21 protein-coding genes are annotated in these 22730 nt (G+C 74.3%); 7 read left to right on the top strand and 14 right to left on the bottom strand.

The annotated features are described in order from the left end of the window. Positions 1-57: 57 nt before the first annotated feature. The 8 genes from AH6_RS30855 to AH6_RS30820 form a co-directional block, all read right to left on the bottom strand. The gene (locus AH6_RS30855) at positions 58-1059 is read right to left on the bottom strand and encodes a cation diffusion facilitator family transporter (protein ID WP_067487090.1); all 1002 of its coding nucleotides are present in this window, start codon (positions 1057-1059) and stop codon (positions 58-60) included. Next, the gene (locus tag AH6_RS30850; protein ID WP_307190404.1) at positions 1060-2187 is read right to left on the bottom strand and encodes a bifunctional phosphoglucose/phosphomannose isomerase; all 1128 of its coding nucleotides are present in this window, start codon (positions 2185-2187) and stop codon (positions 1060-1062) included. Positions 2188-2192: 5 nt separating this feature from the next. Beyond that, complete coding sequence (locus AH6_RS30845; RefSeq protein WP_067487081.1) at positions 2193-2375, bottom strand: Trm112 family protein; 183 nt, start codon at positions 2373-2375, stop codon at positions 2193-2195. Continuing rightward, complete coding sequence (locus AH6_RS30840) at positions 2372-3724, bottom strand: phosphomannomutase/phosphoglucomutase (protein WP_067487079.1); 1353 nt, start codon at positions 3722-3724, stop codon at positions 2372-2374. Before AH6_RS30840 ends, AH6_RS30845 begins: the two co-directional genes overlap by 4 nt. A 108-nt stretch (positions 3725-3832) precedes the next feature. Further along, positions 3833-4213, bottom strand: a complete 381-nt coding sequence (locus AH6_RS30835) for a DUF3499 domain-containing protein (protein ID WP_067487078.1) — start codon at positions 4211-4213, stop codon at positions 3833-3835. 110 nt (positions 4214-4323) lie between these two features. Further along, a complete protein-coding gene (locus AH6_RS30830) occupies positions 4324-5016 on the bottom strand; it encodes a response regulator (RefSeq protein WP_067487076.1) in 693 nt (230 codons plus the stop codon). Then, positions 5013-6260 carry a sensor histidine kinase gene (locus tag AH6_RS30825; protein ID WP_067487073.1) on the bottom strand — a complete coding sequence of 416 codons (1248 nt, stop codon included), beginning with the start codon at positions 6258-6260 and terminating at the stop codon, positions 5013-5015. The genes AH6_RS30830 and AH6_RS30825 overlap by 4 nt, the downstream gene beginning before the upstream one ends. Next, positions 6248-8008 carry a substrate-binding domain-containing protein gene (locus AH6_RS30820; RefSeq protein ID WP_067487070.1) on the bottom strand — a complete coding sequence of 587 codons (1761 nt, stop codon included), beginning with the start codon at positions 8006-8008 and terminating at the stop codon, positions 6248-6250. Before AH6_RS30820 ends, AH6_RS30825 begins: the two co-directional genes overlap by 13 nt. Before the next feature lie 338 nt (positions 8009-8346). On the opposite strand from AH6_RS30820, the gene AH6_RS30815 reads away from it, so the two are divergent. Beyond that, positions 8347-8889, top strand: coding sequence for a winged helix-turn-helix domain-containing protein (locus AH6_RS30815; RefSeq protein ID WP_067487067.1), 543 nt, complete (start codon positions 8347-8349; stop codon positions 8887-8889). Positions 8890-8905: 16 nt separating this feature from the next. On the opposite strand, the gene AH6_RS30810 is transcribed toward AH6_RS30815, so the two are convergent. Both AH6_RS30810 and AH6_RS30805 read right to left on the bottom strand, forming a co-directional pair. Then, the gene (locus AH6_RS30810; RefSeq protein WP_067487064.1) at positions 8906-9406 is read right to left on the bottom strand and encodes a hypothetical protein; all 501 of its coding nucleotides are present in this window, start codon (positions 9404-9406) and stop codon (positions 8906-8908) included. A gap of 98 nt (positions 9407-9504) precedes the next feature. Beyond that, a complete protein-coding gene (locus AH6_RS30805) occupies positions 9505-10047 on the bottom strand; it encodes a hypothetical protein (protein ID WP_169807945.1) in 543 nt (180 codons plus the stop codon). Positions 10048-10278: 231 nt separating this feature from the next. Here AH6_RS30805 and AH6_RS30800 point away from each other — a divergent pair, with 231 nt between their 5' ends. The 4 genes from AH6_RS30800 (at position 10279) to AH6_RS30785 (ending at position 13011) form a co-directional block, all read left to right on the top strand. Then, the gene (locus AH6_RS30800) at positions 10279-10719 is read left to right on the top strand and encodes a metallopeptidase family protein (RefSeq protein WP_245679536.1); all 441 of its coding nucleotides are present in this window, start codon (positions 10279-10281) and stop codon (positions 10717-10719) included. A 278-nt stretch (positions 10720-10997) separates the two neighbouring features. Then, positions 10998-11936 (top strand): esterase/lipase family protein, encoded by a 939-nt coding sequence (locus AH6_RS30795; protein WP_067487056.1) that lies wholly within the window; start codon positions 10998-11000, stop codon positions 11934-11936. Between the two features lie 41 nt (positions 11937-11977). Further along, positions 11978-12427 (top strand): hypothetical protein, encoded by a 450-nt coding sequence (locus AH6_RS30790; RefSeq protein ID WP_067487053.1) that lies wholly within the window; start codon positions 11978-11980, stop codon positions 12425-12427. A 155-nt stretch (positions 12428-12582) separates the two neighbouring features. Further along, positions 12583-13011 (top strand): hypothetical protein, encoded by a 429-nt coding sequence (locus tag AH6_RS30785; protein WP_067487049.1) that lies wholly within the window; start codon positions 12583-12585, stop codon positions 13009-13011. An 81-nt stretch (positions 13012-13092) separates the two neighbouring features. Here the strand turns inward: AH6_RS30785 and AH6_RS30780 are convergent, their stop codons facing one another. The 4 genes from AH6_RS30780 to AH6_RS45085 all read right to left on the bottom strand — a co-directional run bounded on the left by AH6_RS30780 (position 13093) and on the right by AH6_RS45085 (position 19809). Next, positions 13093-14553 (bottom strand): DUF5719 family protein, encoded by a 1461-nt coding sequence (locus AH6_RS30780; RefSeq protein WP_157431826.1) that lies wholly within the window; start codon positions 14551-14553, stop codon positions 13093-13095. Continuing rightward, on the bottom strand, positions 14550-17957 hold the full coding sequence (locus AH6_RS46790) for a glycosyltransferase family 2 protein (protein WP_067487044.1): 3408 nt from the start codon (positions 17955-17957) through the stop codon (positions 14550-14552). The genes AH6_RS30780 and AH6_RS46790 overlap by 4 nt, the downstream gene beginning before the upstream one ends. 304 nt (positions 17958-18261) lie before the next feature. Next, entirely contained in the window at positions 18262-18525 is a 264-nt protein-coding gene (locus AH6_RS30770; protein ID WP_067487041.1) for a WhiB family transcriptional regulator, read from the bottom strand. A gap of 234 nt (positions 18526-18759) precedes the next feature. Continuing rightward, entirely contained in the window at positions 18760-19809 is a 1050-nt protein-coding gene (locus AH6_RS45085; RefSeq protein WP_067487039.1) for a hypothetical protein, read from the bottom strand. A gap of 187 nt (positions 19810-19996) precedes the next feature. On the opposite strand from AH6_RS45085, the gene cofD reads away from it, so the two are divergent. Further along, positions 19997-20938 carry a 2-phospho-L-lactate transferase gene (cofD, locus tag AH6_RS30760; protein WP_067487036.1) on the top strand — a complete coding sequence of 314 codons (942 nt, stop codon included), beginning with the start codon at positions 19997-19999 and terminating at the stop codon, positions 20936-20938. Between the two features lie 2 nt (positions 20939-20940). Continuing rightward, positions 20941-22221, top strand: coding sequence for a coenzyme F420-0:L-glutamate ligase (locus tag AH6_RS30755; protein ID WP_067487167.1), 1281 nt, complete (start codon positions 20941-20943; stop codon positions 22219-22221). Positions 22222-22730: the final 509 nt, after the last annotated feature.

The following is a 22730-nucleotide window of genomic DNA, read 5'->3' as shown; positions in this document are numbered from 1 at the left end:
GGTGTCCGCCGTTCTCGGGATACGGCGGACACCCGGCTTAAAAGGTGACAGGGCCGGTCAGGGCGTCGTGGAGGTGTCCGGGGTGGTGGGGGTGTCCAGGGTCGTGGGGGTTGCCGGCTGGGGGTTGCGGCGGTCGGCCTCGTCCAGGGCCGGCTCCAGGTAGATCAGCGTCGCCTCCGGGAACTGGGCCCGGATCCGCGCCTCGGCCGCGTCGATGCCGCGGGCCACCTCGGCGGCGGTGTCGTCGTGGTAGACGGCGATCTTGGCGGCGATCAGCAGCTCCTCCGGGCCCACGTACTCGGTCCGGATGTGGATGACGTGGTCGACCTCGTCCACCGACTCCAGCGCGGCGATGATGCGCTCCTCCTGCTCGGGGTCGGCGCCCTCGCCGATCAGCAGGCTCTTGGTCTCGATCGCCAGGATGATCGCGATGGCGGCCAGCAGCACGCCGATGCAGACGGTGCCGACGCCGTCCCAGACCAGGTCGCCGGTCACCACGGCCAGCGTGACGCCGCCCAGCGCCAGGATCAGGCCGACCAGCGCGCCGAGGTCCTCCAGCAGCACCACCGGCAGCTCGGGGGCCTTGGCGCGGCGGATGAACTGCCACCAGGACTTGTCGCCCCGGATCAGGTTGGACTCCTTGATCGCGGTGCGGAAGGAGAACGACTCCAGCACGATCGCCACGATCAGCACGCCGAACGCCCAGGCGGGCGAGTCCATGGTGGCGTCCGGGTGCTCGGTCGCCTCGTGGATCTTGTGGTAGCCCTCGTACAGCGAGAACAGCGCGCCGATGGTGAACAGCACCACCGCGACCACGAACGCGTAGAAGTAGCGCTCCCGGCCGTAGCCGAAGGGGTGCTTGGGCGTGCGGCTGCGCGCGGACCGCTTGCGGCCCAGCAGCAGCAGGCCCTGGTTGCCGGAGTCGGCGACCGAGTGGATGCCTTCCGCCAGCATCGACGACGAGCCGGTGAACCCGAACGCGACGAACTTGGCGGTGGCGATGCCGAGGTTGGCGGCCAGCGCGGCGACGATCGCCTTGGTCCCGCCTTCTGCACTCATCTACGCAATCCTCGCTTTGAGCTCTTGGATGGCCGATACGGGCGTGGGGTCGACACCCAGCGCGATAGCCAAGTAAACCGTCACGTAGTCCGCCAGCGCGATCAATGTCGCGATTCTCTCCAGCGGATGATCGCCCTCGGCGGCGATCTCGGTGACCGCGACGCCCCGTCCCCGCGCCAGCTCGACCGACGCCTCGCGGCGCTTGCGCGCCTGCGGGTGCTCCTCGGTGTCGCGCAGCACGAGCAGGTGCAACCCGTGCTCGGCGTCGTCGGCGCGGTCCCGGAAGAAGTCGTCGGGGTCGCCCTTGCGCTGCTCGGCGAAGAAGCCGTCGAACGCCATCACCTGGTTGTGGTTGGCCTCCGGCAGTTCCCCGAACACCCCCGGGTACTTGGCGTTCTCGTTGAGCTGGCAGCAGAACCGGTACGCGGCCGTGCCCGCCAGCGGCGAGGAGCCCCACACCATCGGCACGTCCCCGGCCAGGTCCAGCGCCACGCGCTTGGCCGGGTTGACGAACGCCTCGCTGTCGGGACGGCACCGGTTGGCCACGTCCTCCAGCCGCGCGGCCGTCGCCTCCAGCACCTCGTCGGTGACGTCGTTGAGGCCCAGCTCGCGGGCCGCCATGATCAGCGGGACCGTCAGGCCCCACAACGTCGCGCGCGGCTGCCCCACCGACCGCACCGGCACGAACAACGCGCGGCTGCGCGCCGCCAGGTCGGCCAGCGGCGAGTCCGCGCCGCCCACCAGCAGCAGGCGGCAGCCCCGGCGCGCGGCCTCGGCCGCCACCGCCAGGGTCTCCTCGGTGCCACCCGAGCAGGACACCGCGATCACCAGGTCGGCCGCGCCGACCCAGCCGGGCAGCAGGTAGCCGCGCACGGTCACGACCGGCACGGGGCAGCCCGCGCCGCACACCGCCGCCAGCACGTCGCCGGAGATCGCCGAGCCGCCCATGCCCGCCACCACGACCGCGCGTGGCCGCCCGTCGGCGGCCAGCGCCGCGACGCCGGCCTCCCGGGCGGTGCGCACCGCCTCGCGGATCTGCGCGGCCGACGAGGCGACCTGGCGCAACATGCCGCCGGGATCGGCGGCCTCGATCGCGGACGCGTCGTCCAGCACGTCCGCCTCGACCACGCCGCTCACGGGGCCGGGGCCCGAGCCTCGTCCACCAGCAGCACCGGGATGTCGTCGCGCACCGCGTAGACGTAGTGGCAGGTGCCGACGCACGCCAGCTCGTCGGCGTCGTCGGCGGGCCGCAGGTCGCCGCCGCAGTTGGGGCAGGCCAGGATCTCCAGCAGCCAGGAGTCGAGTTTCACCGTCACTTCTCCCTCACGATCGCCAGGACCTCGTCGCGGACGGCGGCCATGGCGGGCTCGTCGGCGGCCTCCGCGTTGAGGCGCAGCAGCGGTTCGGTGTTGGACGGCCGCAGGTTGAACCACCAGTCGCCGCCATCGACGGTCAGGCCGTCAAGTTCGTCGATCGTAACGCCCGGCCGGTCCGCGAAGGCCGACCGGACCCGCTCGGCGGCCGCCGCCTGGTCGTGCACCTCGCTGTTGATCTCGCCGGAGGCGGCGTAGCGGGCGTACCCGGCCAGCAGCTCCGACAGCGGCCGGTCCTGCTGCTCGCCGAGCGCCGCCAGCACGTGCAGCGCGGCCAGCATGCCCGAGTCGGCGAACCAGAAGTCGCGGAAGTAGAAGTGCGCCGAGTGCTCGCCGCCGAACACCGCGCCGCTCTCGGCCATCGTCTGCTTGATGAACGAGTGGCCCACGCGGGTGCGCACCGGGACGCCGCCGTGCTCGGCGATGATCTCCGGCACGGCCTTGGAGGTGATCAGGTTGTGCACGATCGGCGCGCCGGGGTGCTTGGCCAGCTCCCGGGCCGCCACCAGCGCGGTGATCGTCGACGGGGACACGATCTCGCCGCGCTCGTCCACCACGAAGCAGCGGTCGGCGTCGCCGTCGAAGGCCAGGCCGATGTCGGCGCCGGTCTCGCGCACCTTGGCCTGGAGGTCGCGCAGGTTCTCCGGCTCGATGGGGTTGGCCTCGTGGTTGGGGAAGGTGCCGTCCAGCTCGAAGTACAGCGGCACCAGGTCGATGGGCAGGCCCTCGAACGTGGTGGGGACGGTGTGGCCGCCCATGCCGTTGCCCGCGTCCACCACGACCTTCAGCGGCCGGATGCCCGACAGGTCCACCAGCGTCTTGAGGTGGTCGGCGTAGCCCTTGAGCAGGTCACGTTGCGACACCGTGCCCGGCTCGCCGTCGTGGGCGGGCACGCCCTGCTCGACCAGGTCGCGGATCTCGGTGAGGCCGGTGTCGCGGCCGATGGGGCGGGCCCCGGCGCGGCAGAGCTTCATCCCGTTGTACTTGGCGGGGTTGTGGCTGGCGGTGAACATCACGCCGGGCAGCTCCAGCACGCCGCTGGCGTAGTAGAGCAGGTCGGTGGAGCCGAGCCCGGCCTCGATCACGTCCGCGCCCTGCGCGGTGGCCCCGCGGGCGAACGCGGCGGCCAGCGGGCCGGACGACTCGCGCATGTCGTGGGCGGTGACGACGGCGGACGCCCCGGTCACCCGCACGAAGGCGGCCCCGACCGCCTCGGCGGTCGCGGCGTCCAACTCCTGCGGCACCACGCCGCGGATGTCGTACGCCTTGAAGATCTTGGCGAGGTCGCCCACTCCCGTGCTCCCCTGTCTGCTCGCCCAACGTCTGCGGGCCCCGAGCCTACCGGGGCCGGACGCGCCCGCCGCCCGGGGTGGACGGACCGGGCATGGGAGCCGAGCGGACTACTCCTGGGCGGGCTTGGTGGCGGCGGGCTCGGAGCGCAGCACGCGCAGGTGGCCGCGGCGGCCGACCTCGGTGCCCTGGCCGACCGGCTCGGTGCGGCCGTCGGGCGCGGGGCGGGCGGCCTCGCGGACCGCGTCGGCGAGCGCCTCCAGGTCGTCGGCGCTCGGCTCGGACTCGGTCTCGACGGGGAGGCGGACCAGTTCCCACCCCATGGGGGCGGTGAGCCGCTCGGAATGCTCCGCGCACAGGTCGTAGCAGTGTGGCTCGGCGTACGTGGCGAGAGGCCCCAGAACAGCGGTGGAGTCGCGGTAGACGTACGTGAGCGTGAACACTGCGGACGCCTTGCAGGCGGTGCGGGAGCAGATGCGGACGGGGCTCACGATGGCCGACCGTACCTCCCCGCCGCCGCCTCCGCCACCACCCCGCTGCACGTGTCGCCGTTACCGGTCAATTTCCCCGGCAACGATCACATTCACGCAGCTAACGATCACTATCCGTCACCGGCGCCGTCCGGCGGGGCCGCGGTGCCCAGCCAGGAGGCGATGGCGGCGCCCCGGGTGCGCACGCCGAGCTTGGTGAAGATCCGGTTCACGTGGTTCTTCACGGTGAACTCCGACAACACCAGCATGGCCGCGATCTCCCCGTTGGCGCGGCCCCGGGCGATGAGGTCCATCACCTCGGCCTCGCGCCGCGACAGGCCCCAGCGGTCGCGCGAGGGCCCGGCGGGGTGCTCCGGGGCCCGCCCGGCGGGCCCGGCGCCGCGCAGCGCCTCCACCACCGCCACGCTCGCGGCCGGGGACAGCGGGCTGGCGCGCCCTTCGACCGTGTCGTGGACGGCGGCGATCAACTCCGCCACGCCGAACGTGCCGTGCACCAGGTAGCCCGCCGCGCCGTTGCGGACGGCCGCGCCGATGACCTCGGCGTCGGTGTCGTAGGACAACATCAGCACCTTGGCCAGCTCGCTGAGCGGACCGGCCGCCGCCACGCCGTCCATCTCCGGCATCCGCACGTCCAGCAGCACGAGGTCGGGCCGCAGCAGCCGCGCCTGCTCCACCGCGTGCCGGCCGTCCACGGCCTCGCCCGCCACCGTCAGGCCCCCGGCCTCCAGCAGGGCGACCAGGCCCGCCCGGACGACGGGGTTGTCGTCCACCACCAGCACCCGCAGGCCGGGCCGCGCGCTCATCGGGCCGCCTCCGCGTCGCTCTCGGAGCCGGGCAGCGGGCGGGCGTACGGGACGGCCATCCGGACGGCGGCGCCGCCGCCGGGCGAGGAGTCGACGCGGAACCGGCCGCCGACGCGGCGCGCCCGCTCGGCCATGCCCAGCAGCCCGTAGTGGCCCGCGCGGGACAGCAGGTCGAAGCGGCCCCCGTCGGGCGGCTCGAAGCCCTTGCCGTCGTCGCGCACCACCAGCTCGACGCCGTTCGGGAAGGGGCGCAGCGTCACCTCCACCGACCGGGCCCCGGCATGCCGTCCCACGTTGACCAGCGCCTCCTTCAGCACCGCGATGATCTCGTACCTGACCAGCGGCGGGGGTTCGGGCCGCGCCTCGTGCCCGCAGTCGGGGATCCGCAGCTCGACGGGCACGCCGTCGCTCGCGCTCCACTGCGCGCACAACCGCCGCACCCCCTCCCCCAGCGGCAGCAGGAACGCCTCCTCGCGCAGGTCGGCGATCAGGCCGCGGGCCTCCCGGCGGGCCGCCGCCAGCGCCGCGATGATGGCGGCGGCGTCGCGCTCGGCGCGTTCGGGGGCGTTCCGGATGCGGACCGGCAGCACGCTCGCCGACAGCGCGACGCCCTCCAGCGTCTTGGCGAGCGAGTCGTGCATCTCGCGGGCCAGCCGGGCGCGCTCCTCGGCGGCGGCGAGCGCGCTCTCGGCGGTCCGCCGCGCCTCCTCGGCCTCGGCGTACTGGTCGAACAGGCGGCGCAGCACGACCCCGGCGCAGGCCGCGAACGGGTAGAAGACCGGCAGGCCCATCAGCAGGCCGGGACCCTCGTGCCCGCTGGGGACGGTCCCGGGCATCGCCAGGTAGCACAGCGCGATCTGCACCATGCAGACCGCCAGCACCGGCCCCCACGCGTACAGCACCCCGGCCAGGGCGGACGTCATGACCGTGAACAGGAAGACCGGGCCGAACACCCCGCCCTGCACCACGACGGCGAACACCAGCACCGCGTCCAGGCAGACCAGCGCCGGATGGCGCAGCAGGACGGGCAGGACGCGCCGCCACAGCGCCGCCGCCAGCGCCGTCTCGACGCCCAGCAGCGCGACGGCGGCCAGCAGCGCCGGATCGATCCTCGGGCCCGGCATCAGCGCCAGCGCCATCGCCGCCAGCAGGCCGCGCAGCAGCAGGAGCAGGCGGAAGGTCACCGCCAGGCGCGTGTCCGCGGCGTGCCCGGCCGGGCCGCCGGTACCGGTCAGTCGGGGCATCGGGGGTCGTCGCAGGCGCGCCAGGCGTCGGAGTCGCGCAGCAGCTGCACCACCTGGCTGCGGTCGCGCAGCGTGAACGCGCCGCCGTCGGTGCTCGCGGCGAGGGCGCGCAGGTCGGGCGGGACGGCCGCGCCGACGCTCAGCACGACCACGCTCACCGGGCGGCGCGGGTCGAACGAGGCGGCCAGCTCCTTGCGGGTGCGGTCGAGGTCGCCGCGCGCGCCGCCGCCGTCCCCGCCGGCGGTGAGGACGATCACCACGTTGAGGTCGCCCTCGTCGTAGCGGCGGCTCGCCACCCGGTAGGCGGCCGTGATCGCGCCGTACAGGCCGGTTCCGGGGCCCGGCCGGGCCTTGACCTTCCGCAGCGCGTCCTGGATCTCCAGGCGCTGGGTGTGGCCGCTCGGGCGGAGCGCGGCCAGCGGGCGCATCGGCGCCAGGACGCGGGGCCGGTCGCCGGGGCGCTCGCCGAGCGTCCAGAGCCCGAACTCGGTGTCGTCCAGCATCAGCGAGGAGCCCTGGGCGAGGGTGGCGCGCATCAGATCCAGCCGCGGTCCGCGCGCCGGGCCGGTCTGGTCGATCAGCGCCAGCGCGTTGACGCCCTGCTTGATCCGCCGCCAGTACTCCTGGACCTGCCGGGCGACCCGCTCGTCCGCGACCGGCAGCACCGGCGGGGCGGGGCGGGCGAACTGGGCGTCGACGGCCCGCACGGCGGGCAGGCCGGGGCCGGCCGGTGGCGGCGCGTCCGGCTTGACCGGGCGGCGCAGGCCGACGCGGTGCAGGTCGGCGGCGGTGCGTCGGTCTCGCAGCGCGGTCAGGAAGTCCGCGGCGACCCGGCGGCGACCCGCGTCGCGGGCGACACCGACGTAGGGGAAGTCCAGGGCGGGCGTGCTCTGCGCCGGGTGCACGACGGCGAGCCGGGCGGCGGGGTCGCGGGCGTCCCGGTTCTGCCGCCAGACCTGCTGCTCGGGGACGGCGGCGACCTCCGGCCGCCCGTCGGCGTCGTCGTCGCCGCCGAACGCGCGCTCCAGCGGGCGGTCGGCGGGCAGCGGCTCCACCGAGTGCAGCGTGCCGGCGAACCGCTTCGGCCCGGCGGCCGAGCGCCACAACGCCTGGAGCGCCAGGCTTCCGGCGCCCGTCTGGGCGGGGTCGGAGATCCACAGGCGGAACCGGTCGGCGTCCTGATGGGCGGGGCCGAAGCCCGCCCAGGCGCGTTGCTCCAGCGTGGAGCGGTAGCGCTGGGCGGTCGCCTGCGGCAGCGCGAACACCAATGGCGAGGAGGCGACCGACGGCGCGGCGCGGTCGGCCCCGGCGGCCCCGGCCCAGAAGGAGGAGTCGGGGATCCAGACGTCGGGGACCGCCCGGCCCTGGCGCAGCACCGTGACCGTCTCGGCGGAGTCGCCCGCCACGACCTTCACCACCGCGCACCGGCCGTCGGCGCGCTGGGCGTCGTTGTAGCGGTCGGCGACGGCGAGGACGGCCGGGACGACGGCCGGGTCGGCGGTCACGGTCAGCCACTGGGTGCGCCCGTCGCAGTGGGCGTCGCGGGTGGCGTAGGCCCAGCCGCCGCCGCCGAGCAGGAGCCCGAGGCCGAGCGCCACGGCGGCGGCCACCGAGACGCGGTCGCGGTTCCGGCCGTCGCGGGCGGCGGTCGCGGGGGCGCTCCAGTGGCGCTCACCCGCGGCGCGAGCGGCGGCGGCCGGGATCGTGTCCTCGCCGTGCCAGGCCGCGTTCGACGATGCGGGTTCCAACGCGAGCGACCCTTCTTGACACTTAAACCAAAATCTGCCTCAGGAGGCCATACGCGCAACTTTAACCTTGTTCATCCCGCTAGAATCCCCCGTTTCCCCGGCCCCCACCGGCGCGTTGTCGCTGACCTGCGCCGTCGGCGCGCGAAGCCCCGGCAAGATCACCATGGGTCACCGGGCGGGCGCGGCCACCGGCCCTCAGGCACCAGTGGGCGGTGGCGCGATTGGTCCCGTGGCACCTGTCCCGGCGGCGGCGCGCGGCGGCAGTCTGTGCCTGGTCGCGGGGGCGACGACCGAGCCGCCGGGGGCGGCGGCGCCCGAGGCCCCTCCCGGAGGACGAGATGACAGAGACCCTGCGCCGATCGTCACCCACCGCCAAGGTCGGCTACGTGATCGTCGTGGCCGAGAACCTGGCCGACATCGAGTCGATCAACGAGCTGCTGCGGTTCGACTCCGCCGTGGTGGTGGTGCGGGCGGTCGAGCACGCCGCGCACTGGATGGCCCGGGAGAGGGAGGGCTCGCCTGATCCTGGGGACGGCGGCCCCGGGGACGGGGACCGCGTCCGGGTGGGACGGCTGGAGATCCGGCCCGGCGAGCGCCGGGTGTTGTGGTGCGGACGGCCGCTGGACCTCAGCCAGCAGGAGGTCTCGATCCTGAGCTGCCTGGCGGGCGCGCCCGGCCGCGCGTACTCCTTCAAGGAGATCGCGGAGGCGGCGTGGGGCGGCGCGCACCGGATCGAGCCGACGGTGGTGCACAGCGCGCTCAGGCGGCTGCGACGCAAGCTGGCGGGCGCGGGCGTGGGGGCGCGCATCGAGTCGGTGCGCGGCTACGGCCTGCGGCTGATCCCGGAGGGCACGGGAGATCTGGGCACGGCGACGGCGTGAGCACGCCGTCCGGCCGTCAGCCGCCTGCGCAGGCTTGGAAGCCGTAGCGTTCGGCGAACTCGCGCATCGTCTCTTCGGGGCGGTAGGAGGCGAGCGACTCCTCGACGGCCTTGGCGGCGGCCGTCTCGTCGCCCGCGCGCAGCGCGGTCTCGGCGCGGTCGGCCAGGCCGGTCAGCCGCCCGGCCATCTGCCGTCCCGGCGCGACGAACTCGCGCCGCAACCGCCCGGCGTCGGCGGACGGCGGCTGCACGGCCTCGATCCGGCCCATGGCGTCGGTCATCAGCCGGGCGGCGCGCCGCAGCTCGGCGACCTCGGCCGCCGCCCCTTCGGAGGTCGGCTCCTCGTGCTTTTGGCCCGCGTCGGCGCAGACGGCGTCCACCGCCGCGATGTAGCGGCGCTTGGCGTCGGCGTGGCTCCGCTCGTCGGCCTGCGCGTCGGCGTGGTACCACCAGCCGGCCGAGCCGCAGGCGATCAGCACGGCGGGCACCAGGCCGAGCAGGACGCGGTGACGGGCCATCGGGTGCTCCCTCGTCGGGCGGGGTCGTGGGGGCCGCCGACCCCGCGGTCGGGTCCGCGGAGCCGGCGGGCGGGTGTGGAACTGGAGCGGGAAGGGCGTCAGCAGCGGATGCGGGCCTGCTCGCTGCTGCGGTACAGGTTCGCCGTCTGGCTGCCGCGGAGCACCGAGTACGCCTGGAGGATCGCCTTCGGGCGGTAGAGCTGGCTGCCGCCGGAGCACTTCCAGGAGGCGGTCACCGTCTTGGTGTAGGCGTGCGAGGCGTTGCCGTCGCTGTGCTTGGCGGTCGCCTTGTTGCGCCACAGGCCGAGGCCCCGGTACTGCTGGAGGTCGAGGCGGACGTTGATCTTCCGGCCCCAGCCGCCGGAGTTGCAGTGGAACGTCTGGCTGGTCTTGATGTACTTGCCGGTCTTGTACGGCTTGAGCACCTTGTAGTAGCCGCGGCACTGCGGGTGGTAGCCGCTGTCGAAGTTCCGCTTGCCCGACCAGCCCGTGGCCGAGTAGGTCGGCGCGGCCTTGGCCGTGGCGGCCTTGGCGACGGTCCCGGTGTCGGCGGCGGCCATCGCGGCCGGACCGGCGACGGCGAACCCGCCGCCCACGGCGACCGCCACGACGGCCATTTTGGCCACTTTACTGTTACGCATCGATGTACGCCTTCCTGTTGCCGGGCATTCCCGGGAATCGCTTCGAGCGACATTTGCCATAATCGTGAACGGCGAATGTCGGCTCAATTCCCGGACGCGGTCGGTTCGGCGGCGAAACGCGTCTGGGCGGGCCGGCGGGCGGCTCGCGGCGGGGGCCGCCGGAGGGGTGCGCCGAGGCCGTCCGGCATCGGCCGGGGCTGATCAGGGGGGCGCGGCGGTAGGCTGGGACACGTGCGATCCCGTGTGGCGGGCGTACGGCGCCGCGACCGGCACGGCCGCGGCCTCCGTGGCCCCCTGACGCCCCCGCAGGCGCCGATCTCCCGCACCAGGGCGGAGCGGTTCGACGATCTCGTCGAGGACGAGGTGCGCCGGCTCGGCCGCCGTTGGGGCCGTGAGCTGGCCGGAGTCGAGTTCGTCGTCGCGGAGGTCCCCGACCTCGAACCGGACTTCACCGGCCCCGCCCCGCTCGGCATGACGCTGCCCGGCGACGAGGGCGAGCACGCCGACGTCCGGGCGCGCATCGTGGTCTACCGCCGCCCGGTCGAGGCCCGCGCCGACGGCGACGCCGAGACGGTCCGGCTGGTGCGCGACCTGCTGGTGGAGGAGGTCGCCGACCTGCTCGACCTGCCGCCCGAGTCGGTCGACCCCAGCTACGACTCCCCCGACGAGTAGCGCCCCGCCCCGCGTTTTCCTTCCTTTTTTCCGCGCCCTTCGAGGGTGACCCTTTTCCGGAATCTGGTGCGCGTCCGACCGCGCCCGGATTCCTGCTAGTGCCACGGCACTAATCCGCCCCGCCGCGAATAGAACCGGCGGGGGATTCCGGTGGCGGCCCTGTACCGCCAGGGTTTCCGTTGGCCGCGATCACGGTGATGGCGGCCTCCGCCGCCTCGAAGGGTCACCGGTATGCCCGACTCCGCCCTCCGCACGCCTTCCATCACCCCGATGCCGCGGTGAACCGCCGGGTCCCGGTCCGCGCCGCCGCCGTCGCCGCCACGCTGTCCACCGTGGCCGCGCCGGTCGTCGGCCAGGCCGCCGCTACCGCCGCCACCACGCCCGCCGCGCCCGCCGCCGTCGCGTCCGTCCCCGACGCCTTCGCCGCCCGCGCCGCCGGAACCAACCCCGTCTACTTCGTGCACGGCATCGACTGGAACCGCTCCCGCCCCGGCAACGCCCAGATCAACTGCGACAGCACCTGGAAGTCCGCCATCGCCGCGCTGCGCGCCAAGGGCTGGAAGGGCCCCATGGTGACCTGGGGCTACTACGCCAAGGACACCCGCTGCACCCGCAAGTTCAACGGCGACCTGAACACCCGGCTCCAGGAGCTCGGCCGGCGGCTGGCCTGGGACATCAACGACCACTACGGCAAGTCCGGCAAGCCCGTGGACGTCGTCGCCCACTCGATGGGCGGCCTGGTGGTGCGGGCCGCCGTCGAGGGCGTCCGCCGGTACGGCAAGAACAAGGACTGGCCGGACCGCCTGCTCATCCGCGACGTCGTCACCTACAGCACCCCGCACACCGGGACGAGCTGGGGCACCAGCTGCGTGGCGCTGCGCGGCTGGAAGCAGTGCAGCGACGTGCGGCCGAACAGCGGCTTCCTGAAGTGGGCCGGGCAGGACCCGCAGGGCGCGGGAGGCACCGACTGGACGCTGGTCGGCGCCAGCGACGACGACACCATCACCAGCGGCTCGGCCACCGGCATGCGCGCCCGGCACAAGGTGATCTACGCCGCGGGCCAGGGCCTGGAGCACTCGGTGATCAAGAACAAGGGCACCGGTAGCGGTTGGAAGCACCGCTACTCCAACGACCACGGCGCGACCTGGCGCTCGACGAGCGGCGGCGCGGGCCCGCTGCTGCTGCTCCACAACGCCCTGTCGGGCACCTCCGCCTGATCCCCCGCCCCGCTTCCGCCGGTTCACCGAAAGGAACCACGATGACCGTCAGCACGACCGCCGCCCTGCGCCGGACCGCCGCCGTCGGCGGCCTGACCGTCGCCCTCGGCGCGGGCGCGCTCGGCACCGCCGCCCACGCCGCCTCGCCCACCGCCGTCTCCAGGTCCTTCAACGTGTGCGTGCCGACCGTGACCAACTGCGCGGCGGTGCGCCAGCCCGCCGTGAGCGCCCAGGGCAAGTTCACCTTCACCCGCGACTCCGTGCACGGCAAGGTCAAGGCCGTCGAGCGGACGAACAAGCGCGCCACGTTCAAGGTCGCCTACCACCTCAAGAACGGGGCGGTCCGGACCGTCGTCCTGCCCATCGACAAAAAGCTCGACCGCAGCTTCGGCTATCCGGCGACCTCGCGCGCCATGCACAAGATCGTCGTTCGCGTGTGCGCGGGCACCGCCTGCGGAAAGCCGCAGACCATCAAGGTGCCCGCCGTCTGAGGCCGGTGCCCGGGCACTAACGCGGCCCGCCCGATTGGCCCCCTGCTCTCTGTTCCGGCACCACGGTTTTCGCGAACATTTCCAACGTCGGCGGCGCGGCCCCCTCGCAGCGCGCCCCCGACGTCAGACCGCCCCGCCCCACCGGAAGGAATCCCATGCGCACCATCAAGCTCCTCGGCGCCACGGCCGCGACCGGCATCGCCCTGACCGCGCTGTCCGCGCCGAGCGCCCACGCCGCCCCGGCCGCGCCCGCCGCGCCCGCCAAGGCCGCGACGGTCGCCGCCTCCGACCTCCACGCGACCGCGACCGCCAGCGTCAAGTGCGGCCCCGGCAAGGGCGGCAACAAGCGGGTCAACTTCAGCTGGCAGAAGGGGAGCGTCTCCACCAAGGTCTACTTCAACAACCACTGCACCAAGGGCAAGCGCATCCCCGCCACCGTGTGGGCCCGCGCCAAGAAGGGCCCGGGCGGCTACGTGTACAACTGGAAGTGCCTGAACACCAACGGCGGCACCAAGGGGAACAAGAAGTTCTCCACCGGCCGCTTCTCGATCTACAAGATCGTGAAGGACAACAAGTGCAAGTGAGCCGTCCCTGACGGTCCCCGCGTGCCACGCGGAGCGTGCGCCCCGGCCTGCCCAGGCCGGGGCGCACGCCCGTGCCGGGGGTCAGGGGACCAGCGAGCGGGGCGAGTCCCCCACCGGCGGCATCCGCTGCGCGACGGGCGCGGGCACGATCGGCAGCACCGTGAACGACCGCTCGCCGCCCTTGCCCGTGGCGAGAGTGCGGGCCGCGTGGACCGGCCCGGATCCGGGCCCCAGCGCGATCAGCGCGCCGAACGACGGCGCGCCGGGCGGGCCCGCGAGCCGGGCCTCGGCCGTCCGCCCGGCCGGAACCCGGATCTCCTGGACGGCGCCGGGCCCGTCCGGGCCGACCGGGGTGACGCGGACGGTCGCGGCGCGGTCGGGCGCGGTCAGGGTCAGCCACGACTCAAAACGGTTGTCGGCGACGACGCCGCCTACCTCGCCCAAGGGCTCGGTGGCCGTTCCGTAGGCGACGTCCGCGCCGCTCTGCGCAGTGAACCCGGCCACGATGGGCCGGTCGGAGGTGATCCGGACGGCGGCGGCCTTGCCCGCCAGGGTGCTCTCCAGCGGGACGGCGGTGACCGTCCCGGCCGGGGCGTCCAGCACGTCCTGGCCCTGCGGGGTGAACGCGCCGCGCGCCGTGATCGCGCGGATGCGGACCTGCGCGTCGTCGCCGCCGGGGACCGCGACCAGCAACTGCCGCTGGCCCGCTCCGCCCGGCACGCCCGGCAGCACCAGCGCGGTGGCGGGGGCGGGCGCGGGCGGCAGCCAGTCGATGCCCGCCTTGGCCGCCGAGCGGACCCGCAGGGACGCGGCCACCCGGCCTGACGTCGAGCGCACCCGGATGGCGATCTCGCGGGCGGCGGCCACGATGTCGCCCAGCCCCTCCGGCTGCTTGCCGATGCGGACGATCCGGGTGCTGTAGGGCTCGACGAGGGTGCCGCGACCGTCCGTCGTGTCCAGGGGGCCTTCACCTGACAGGGCGGTGACGTCGACGGAGGCGGGCTGGGCCTCCAGGTTGGTCAGGTACAGGTCGAGGCGCTCGGCAGCGTCGGGGCCGGGACCGGTGAACCACTGGTCGGCGTTGGGGGCGGCGCAGCGCACCCCGGCCAGGCCCCGGTCGCCGCCGGAGGGCCAGTGTGTGGTCTGCTCGACTTCCAGGCCCGCCGCGAGGTGGCCGTAGGCGCGGACGGCGAACGAGTCGCGGGTCTTGGCGAGGTCCTTGGACCAGACGGTGCCGGGTGCGGCGGGCGTGCCGAGCGGAGTGCCGCCGCGCGTCGGGACGACCTCGCCTTTGCCGGGAACGGCGGATTTGGCGGCAGACGGCGGGGCGAGGGTGCTCAGGCGCAGCCCCTCACCACCCGGACAGGCCACCAGCGCCGCCGTGACGGACGTTCGCACGCCCGTGGCGGCACGGGCCGGACCGTCGGGCCGTGACAACGCGGCGGCCCCGTACAGCGCCGCCAAGGCCAGCAGGACGAGCGCAGCCACGGCGTAGCGGTAGGCCGTCAGCCGCATGACGCGCTCCAGAACCTTCGCGATCACGACCACTCCCCGACCGACTCCTCAGCGGTCTCGGTAGTCCCCGCAGTCCCGCCAGGCCCTGCGGCCTCGGCAGCCCCAGCAGGCTCGACAGCCCCGGCGGGCCCGGCATTCCTGGTAAGTCCCGCAGCCCCAGCAACTCCGGCGCGTTCCGCGGCCCCGGCATTCCTGGCAGGCCCGGCGGGATCAGCAGCCCTCCCAGCGGCCCCAGCGGGCCCGGCGGGTTCGGCGGGCTTGGTGGAGACGGCCCCGGGGCCGTGTCGGGGTGTGATGCGGCGGCGTAGCGAGCCCGCCGCCGCGCGTGCCCGGCGGCGGCCGTTCGAGGTGGTGAACCGGTCCGGCTGCGCTCCGGGCAACGCCAGGATGATCACCAAGAGGACGGCCGCTCCCTGCACCGTCACCCAGGTGTGGCGCAACCGCTGGTCTCTCTTCAGGGCGAAGTCCCCGCCCGAGGCCGGGATCTCGTAGGACGCCGCCCAGCCGTCGGCCGGACGGGGTTCCAGCTCGCGCCCGTTCAAGGTCGCGTGCCAGCCGTCGTCCGCCGATTCAGCCAGCAGCAGGGTCCGGAGGCTTGCAGCGGACGGGATGCGGATCCGGGCTGTCACGCTGTCCACAGCAAGGGGTTCGGGTTCCGCGCCGCCCAGCAGCGTCAGGCGTCCGGCCGGTTGCTGGAAGCGCCAGGTGCCGAACGTCTCGGTGCGGCTGAACCGGGTCAACTCCGGCGCGGCGTCCAGCACCGTCGTCAGCCGTTCCTCGGCCGGGCGCGCCACCAGCACGTACTGCACGCCCATCCTCGTCAGCGCCTGGCCCTCGTCGCCCGCGCGTCCCCCGGCCAGTCCCGCGACCAGGTCGTCCATGCGGCGGCGCGCCCGCTCGTCCGGCGGCGTCTCGGTCTCCCCCAGGTGCGGTTCGCCGCCGCGCAGCACGCTGTAGAGCACGCGGCCGTCAGGCCCGCTGCGCAGCAGCAGCGTGCGCGGGCCGGTCGGCTCGGCCAGGAACTCGGGGACGGTGGCCTCGGACACCTTGGCCAGCGGCCCGCTCCCGCCGACGATCCACAGGACGGCGGCGCAACCGGGCGCGGTGAGGGCCGCCAGCACGACCAGCGCGCCGCCCACCTGGTAGATCAGGTGCGTCCCGGCCAGCGATTCGGCGGCGCGCCGGACCGCCGCCGTCGCCGCCAGCAGCAATCCGCACGCGGCGAACAGCAGCGCCGCGCCCGGCCACGCCGGAGCCTCGTCAGCACCCTTGACGACGGTGAACGCGCTCACCGCCACCGCCGTCATCAGCCCGAACAGCGCCAGCAACCATCCCGCGAGCACGATCGTCCGGCGGTTCCGCAACGGCAGCGCGCACAGCGCCGCCAGCAGCAGCCCGTAGGTCGCCCAGCGCGCCGGGGTCCCGGGCCCGCCCGGACTGAGGGCCAGCAGGTCGGCGGCGTCCGGGAGCGGGACCATCGCGGCGTGCGGCCCCGCCTCCAGCAGGAAGCGCGACGGGTGCCGCAGCAGCCCCAGCGTCCACGGCCCCAGCAGCAGCGGCGGCACGCCCAGCATGATCGCCAGGTTGCGGCGGCTCCGCCGGAACAACGTCCCCACCAGCGCGCCCGCCGCCAGCGCCAGCGGCCACACCAGCGGCACGAACGCCATCGCCACCGCCAGCAGCAGCGCCGCCGTCCACGCCGCCCGCCCCTCGGTGCGCCGGTCGCGACGGCGCGGCAACCCGCACGCGCGCGCCCCCGCGAGGCCGACCAGCGGCAGCAGCACCAGCACCACGGCCGTGCCCAGCCGCCCGCCCGCGATCGCGCCGGTAGCGGCGGGCAGCAGCGCGTACGTCGCCGCGAACCACATCCGGATCGCGGTCAGCGGCACACGGCAGCGGCTCCGGGCCCGGCGCGTCCGGGACGGCTCCGCCACCAGCGGCCGCGCCGCCGCGTAGGCCGCGAGCCCCGCCAGCGGGACGCTCGCCAGCAGCAGCACCGACACCGCCAGCCACGGCTTGCCGAACAGCAGCGACGACACCGCCGCCAGCGCCCCGACGTAGGGCGGGCTCCCGTCGTCGGAGCCCAGCCCGGCCGGATGCCAGCCCGCCCAGTACTGCGCCCACAGATCGCTAGCGCCGCCCCCGGTGGGCAGCAGCGCACCCCCACCTAGGCGGCTTCCCGCGAACACCAGGGAACGTTCGGCGGCCAGGGCCACCGCCGTCAACGTCAGGAACAGCAGCACGCCGGGACGCGCCGACAACCAGCGCGCCGTCGCAGCCAGGGCACGACGGCCACTGTGCCGCCGCTCCTCCAGGTCCTCGTCCAGATCGCGGCGACGCTCGGCCTCATGCGCGGCCACGTGCGCCGACAGTTCCTCGTACAGGCGGCGCAGCGCCACGCGCCGCGCCATATGGCGGCGAACGCTGTGGTAGACGTGTCGCCTCCCCTGCGCGCGTGCGACGCGAACCCGTCGCAGCCGCAACGGATGAAGCGCCACGTCCGCGAACCCGCCCAGCTCAGCGCGCGCCGCCGCGGGCTGCTTGACCGCCAGCAGGTACAACACGCGCGTCAGCGTCGTCCACAGGTTGCGCAGCAGCGCCCGCACCATCACCGGCCACGGCAAGTTCCCCAGCAGCGCGTTCAGGGCGTTGCGACGGTCGGTGCGACGCGGGCTCTCGGTATGCGCGCCGATCTCGCGGTCACCGCGCCGGGCCGCCTCCGCGTGGTGCACCACCGCGTCGCCGACCGCCACCACGCGGTGCCCGGCGGCCAGTGCCCGCCAGCAGAAGTCCAGGTCGTCGCGGAACAGCCCGAACGACGCGTCGAAGCCGCCGAGCCGGTCCCACACCTCGCGGCGCACCAGCATCCCGGCGCTGCTCACCGCCAGCACGTCGCGGACGCCGTCGTGCTGGCCCTGGTCGAACTCGCCGCGCTCCACGCCGGTCACGCGGCGGGCCGCGCGGTCCACGGTCGTGCCCAGCTCCAGCAGCAGGCGGCGGTCGTACCAGTCGCGCAGCTTGGGCCCCAGGACGGCCGCGCCGGACGCGGCGGCGCGCAGCAGCAGCCGTTCCAGGGCGTCGTGGGCGGGCGCGGAGTCGTCGTGCAGCAGCCACACCCACTCGGTGCGGGGCTCGCCGGGGTGGTCGTCGGGGACGGGCAGGGACGCGGCGGGGTGCCGCAGGGCGGCGGTGATCGCGTCGCCGTAGCCGGTGGCGCGGGGCAGCTCCAGCAGGTTCCCGGAGGTGACGACCTCGGCCAGCACGCCCGGCCCCCGGTCGCGGCTGCCGGTGTCCACGGCGACCATGCGCTGGACGGGGCGGGACTGGGTGAGCAGCGCCTTCAGCGTCTCCGGCAGCCAGCGCACGCCGTCGTGGGCGACCAGGACCGCGGTGACGACGTGCCGGTCGGTGGTGGCGGGGGCAGGGGGCACGGGGGGTTCCGCCCGATCTCGGGACGACAGACGGCAGCCGTGCCGGTCCCTGGCGGGCCGGCACGGCTGACACTGTACGCGCGACTGCGCGAAATCTCCGGAACTTCCCCGTTGTCCGGATTGCCGGGTCGCGCTCCCGGCGGCCGCCCGAGCCGCGGTCCGAGCCGCGCGGCCCGTGCCGCCTCCCTACGCCGTCTTCCGTGCCGTCTCCCGGCACCGCCTCCCCGCGCCGCCCCGCGTCACGCCCGGCCGACACCGCGGGAGGGCGGCCGGCGCGACGCGCTTCAGGGCGGCGGCGGGGGGATCAGACGGCCTGACGCTTCAACTTGCGACGCTCCCGCTCGGACAGACCCCCCCAAATACCGAAACGTTCATCGTGCTGCAGCGCGTACTCCAGGCACTCGGCCCGTACCTCGCAAGCCCGGCACACCTTCTTGGCCTCGCGAGTCGAACCGCCCTTCTCCGGAAAAAACGCCTCCGGGTCCGTCTGCGCGCACAGCGCACGCTCCTGCCAGCCCAACTCTTCGCCGTCCGTGCCGTGCGCCAGCGGGATCACCACCTCGCTCACAGCGCACCTCCTAGCCCGTGGAGCCCCCTGGTCAATGCCTTCCCTCCAGCTCCGTCCCCCGAGAAGGCATAGAACTACACCCACGAAATTACACGCGTGTAGCGCCCACTCCGTCAAGCGGAACAAGTTTCCGATGGGACAAAGAGGGGTTTTTGGGGTATGAGCGCGATCTGCTTTGACCGGAGATCAGATAATCGCGCCTTCACCAGGGGTAATCAGGGTCTCACGGAGACGTCACTGCGGGGGGCGGTTGTCCCGATACCAGTCGCCGCCCTCGTCCGGACGCTGCTCGCCCTGCGGCGGCTGCTGCCCGTAACCGGACTGCCCGTACCCGGGGTGGCTCTGCTGGCCGGGCTGTCCGGGCTGCTGGTGGCCGGGCTGCTGGCCGCCCTCGCCGCCGGGGCCGCCGTAGGCGCGCGTCCACTCGCCGACGCCCTCGCCGGTGTCGGACGGCGACTGCTGCTGCCCCTCGCCGCCCTGCCCGTAGCCGGGCTGCTGGCCGTACTGCTGGTACTGCTGGCCGGGCTGCTGCTGGCCGTGCTGCCCCTGCTGGTAGTCCTGCGGCTGCTGGCCCGGCTGCCCGTACTGGACCTGCTGGCCGTAGCCCTGCTGGCCCTCGCCGTAACCGGGCTGCTGCTGGCCCTCGCCGCCCTGGCCGTAACCCGGCTGCTGGCCGTACTGCTGGTACTGCTGCCCCGGCTGCTGCTGGCCCTGCTGGAAGTCCTGCGGCTGCCCGAACTGCTGGCCGCCGTACTGCTGCTGCCCCTGCTGGTAGCCGAAGTCGGGGTACCCCTGGCCCATCTGCCCCTGCGGGGCGGCCGGGCGGGGCGGCTGCATCCCCTTGAAGAGCGTCAGCACGAACCAGATCGCCAGGCCCACCACGGCCAGCCGGGACGCGCCGTACAGGAAGACGCCGAGCTTCTCGGCCGCGCCGGCCGCCACCGAGTCCACCAGCATCGCGCTCAGCCAGCACACCACCGCGAACAGCGCGATGCCGCCGAGCACGCCGAGCGCGCCCATGACGACGGTGCGCGCCTGCTTGGTCGGCGGGCCGCCCCACAACGAGACCGCCACCGCCCCCACCACCAGCGCCACCGTGACCGCGCTCGTGAACAGGCCGCCGGTGATCTCGCCGAAGGCACGGCCCTTGAAGCTGCTGGCCTCGCCCCCGCCCGCCAGCAGCACGATCAGACCGGCGAGCAGTTGCAGGCCCGCGGCCCCGAGCAGGACCCAGGCGGCCGGTTCGCGCAGGCGCTGGACGGCTTCCTTGTTCACGACCAACATCTCCAGACGGTGTCTGCCCGGGGCGGTGCCCCAGGCCCCGGGCGTCGCCCGAAAGGCTGTTACAGGCAATCGGATTACTGCGCAAAGCTTTGCACATCCGGCACCGGTGCGTCCCGCAGGCAATGATCGCGTTGTCGAGGGCCACCGGCGTGCGGGGCGTGCGGCCGGGACGCCTAGGCTGATCCCCATGAGGATCGTTGCGCTGGCGGGCGGTATCGGCGGGGCCCGCTTCCTGCGCGGACTCCAGGCGGCCGCCCCCGAGGCCGACATCACCGTGATCGGGAACACCGGCGACGACATCTCGTTGTTCGGGCTCCGGGTATGCCCCGATCTGGACACCGTCATGTACACCCTCGGCGGCGGCATCAACGAGGAGCAGGGCTGGGGCCGCGCCGACGAGACGTTCACCGTCAAGCAGGAGCTGGCGGCCTACGGCGTGGGCCCGTCCTGGTTCGGCCTGGGCGACCGCGACTTCGCCACCCACATCGTGCGCACGCAGATGCTGGAGGCCGGGTACAAGCTGTCGGCGGTCACCGAGGCGTTGTGCGACCGGTGGAAGCCGGGCGTGCGGCTGATCCCGATGACCGACGACCAGGTCGAGACGCACGTGGTGGTCGACGACCCCGAGCACGGCCGCCGCGCGATCCACTTCCAGGAGTGGTGGGTGAAGCTCCGGGCGTCGGTCCCGGCGCAGGCGATCACCGCGATCGGCGCGCCGGACGCCAAGCCCGCGCCCGGCGTGCTGAAGGCGATCGAGGCGGCCGACGTGGTGTTGTTCCCGCCGTCCAACCCGGTGGTGAGCATCGGCACCATCCTGTCGGTGCCGGGCGTCCGCGCGGCGGTGGCGGCCAAGACCGTCGTCGGCGTCTCCCCGATCATCGGGGACGCGCCGGTGCGCGGCATGGCCGACGCGTGCCTGACCGCGATCGGCGTGGAGACCTCCGCGCGGGCCGTCGCCGAGCACTACGGCGCCGACCTGATCGACGGGTGGCTGGTGGACGAGGCCGACGCGGGCGTCACCGTCGAGGGCGTCGAGGTGCGGTCGCGGCCGCTGCTGATGAGCGACCCGGAGGCGACCGAGGCGATCGCCGCCGCCGCGCTGGACCTGGCCCGGGAGCTCGCCCAGTGAACATGCAGGTCTTCGGCGTCCACGGCCTGCCCGAGGTGGCCGAGGGCGCCGACATCGCCGCGCTCGTCCCGGCCGACCTGCTGGAGGACGGTGACGTGCTGGTCGTCACCTCCAAGATCGTCAGCAAGGCGGAGGGGCGCGTCCTGGTCGCCGACGACCGGGAGAAGGCCATCGACGCCGAGACCGTGCGGGTGGTGGCCCGTCGCGCGCACGCGCGCGGCGAGACACGGATCGTCGAGACCCAGCAGGGCCTGGTCATGGCCGCCGCCGGGGTGGACGCCTCCAACACCGAGCGCGGCACCGTGCTGCTGCTGCCGGAGGACCCCGACGCCTCGGCCCGCCGCATCCGCGCGCGCCTGCGCGAGCGGACCGGCGCGAACGTCGCGGTCATCGTGTCCGACACCTTCGGGCGGCCGTGGCGCAACGGGCTGACCGACGTGGCGATCGGCGTCGCCGGGATGGCCCCGCTGGAGGACTTCCGGGGCCGCAGCGACACGTTCGGCAACGCGCTGGAGGCGACCGTCACCGCCGTCGCCGACGAGCTGGCCTCGGCCGCCGAGCTGGTCAAGGGCAAGCTGGACGGCGTGCCGATCGCGGTCGTGCGCGGACTCGGCGCGCTGGTCACCGACGACGACGGGCCGGGCGCGCGCGCGATGGTGCGTCCCTCGGCCGAGGACATGTTCCGCTACGGGTCGGCCGACGTGCTGTACGCGCGCCGCACCATCCGCGAGTTCACCGGCGAGCCGGTGGACCCGGCTGCGGTGCGCCGCGCCGTCGCCGCCGCGATCACCGCGCCCGCGCCGCACCACACCACGCCGTGGCGCTTCGTGCTGCTGGAATCGGAGGAGGCGCGGACCGGACTGCTGGACGCGATGCGCGACGCGTGGGAGGCCGACCTGCGCCGCGACGGCTTCTCCGAGGAGTCGATCACCAAGCGGCTGCGCCGGGGCGACGTGCTGCGCCGCGCCCCCTACCTGGTGGTGCCGTGCCTGGTGATGGACGGCTCGCACGACTACCCCGACGAGCGCCGCTCGCGCGCCGAGCGGGAGATGTTCGTGGTGGCGACCGGCGCGGGCGTGCAGAACCTGCTGGTGCAGCTCGCGGTGGAGGGACTGGGCTCGTGCTGGGTGTCCAGCACGATGTTCTGCCGCGACGTGGTCCGCGAGGCCCTGGACCTGCCGGAGACCTGGGACCCGATGGGCGCGGTCGGCGTCGGCCACGCAGCCGCTCCCCCGCGCGAGCGCCCGCCGCGCAAGCCGGACGCCTTCATCGAGGTGCGCTAGCGCCAGTGTGGAAACCGCGCGGGGTGGGGTTGGTGGGGGCATGCAGAGCCGCGTGGGGTGGGGTTGACGGTCAGGCTTGGGGAACCTGCACGGGGTTGGGGTGCTGGACGCCTGGATCAACCCCGTGTGGGGTTGGGGTTGGTGAGCGGATGCGGGGCGCGGGGTTGAGGTAGGTGCTTGGGTGCAGGGAACCCGGGCGGGTTGGGGTTGGTGGGCTCCTGGATCAACCCCGCGCGGGGTAGGGGTTGTTGGTTGGGTGCGGGGCGCGGGGTTGAGGTAGGTGGTCGGGTGCGGGAAACCCGCACGGGCTGAGGTCGCTGGGCTCCCGGATCAACCCCGCGCGGGCTGGGGTTGTTGGTTGGGTGCGGGGCGCGGGGTTGAGGTTGATGCTCGGGTGCGGAAAACCCGCACGGGCTGGGGTTGGTGGGCCCCTGGATCAACCCCGCGCGGGGCTGGGGTTGTTGGTTGGGTGCGGAAAACCCGCGCGGGGCTGGGGTTGGGCGATCACG

The organism is Actinomadura hibisca NBRC 15177 (assembly GCF_001552635.1).
GTDB classification, from domain to species: domain Bacteria; phylum Actinomycetota; class Actinomycetes; order Streptosporangiales; family Streptosporangiaceae; genus Spirillospora; species Spirillospora hibisca.
This window is presented reverse-complemented; position numbering and strand designations above follow the sequence as displayed.

What these genes read in the sequence shown, in the direction of transcription:
- AH6_RS30785 (WP_067487049.1), top strand. Translation starts at nt 12,583, where the DNA reads ATGCGCACCATCAAGCTCCTCGGCGCCACGGCCGCGACCGGCATCGCC.
- AH6_RS30755 (WP_067487167.1), top strand. Translation starts at nt 20,941, where the DNA reads ATGCAGGTCTTCGGCGTCCACGGCCTGCCCGAGGTGGCCGAGGGCGCC.
- AH6_RS30810 (WP_067487064.1), bottom strand. Translation starts at nt 9,406, where the DNA reads ATGGCCCGTCACCGCGTCCTGCTCGGCCTGGTGCCCGCCGTGCTGATC.
- AH6_RS30825 (WP_067487073.1), bottom strand. Translation starts at nt 6,260, where the DNA reads ATGCCCCGACTGACCGGTACCGGCGGCCCGGCCGGGCACGCCGCGGAC.
- AH6_RS30815 (WP_067487067.1), top strand. Translation starts at nt 8,347, where the DNA reads ATGACAGAGACCCTGCGCCGATCGTCACCCACCGCCAAGGTCGGCTAC.
- AH6_RS45085 (WP_067487039.1), bottom strand. Translation starts at nt 19,809, where the DNA reads ATGTTGGTCGTGAACAAGGAAGCCGTCCAGCGCCTGCGCGAACCGGCC.
- AH6_RS30790 (WP_067487053.1), top strand. Translation starts at nt 11,978, where the DNA reads ATGACCGTCAGCACGACCGCCGCCCTGCGCCGGACCGCCGCCGTCGGC.
- AH6_RS30855 (WP_067487090.1), bottom strand. Translation starts at nt 1,059, where the DNA reads ATGAGTGCAGAAGGCGGGACCAAGGCGATCGTCGCCGCGCTGGCCGCC.
- cofD (WP_067487036.1), top strand. Translation starts at nt 19,997, where the DNA reads ATGAGGATCGTTGCGCTGGCGGGCGGTATCGGCGGGGCCCGCTTCCTG.
- AH6_RS30805 (WP_169807945.1), bottom strand. Translation starts at nt 10,047, where the DNA reads ATGCGTAACAGTAAAGTGGCCAAAATGGCCGTCGTGGCGGTCGCCGTG.
- AH6_RS30830 (WP_067487076.1), bottom strand. Translation starts at nt 5,016, where the DNA reads ATGAGCGCGCGGCCCGGCCTGCGGGTGCTGGTGGTGGACGACAACCCC.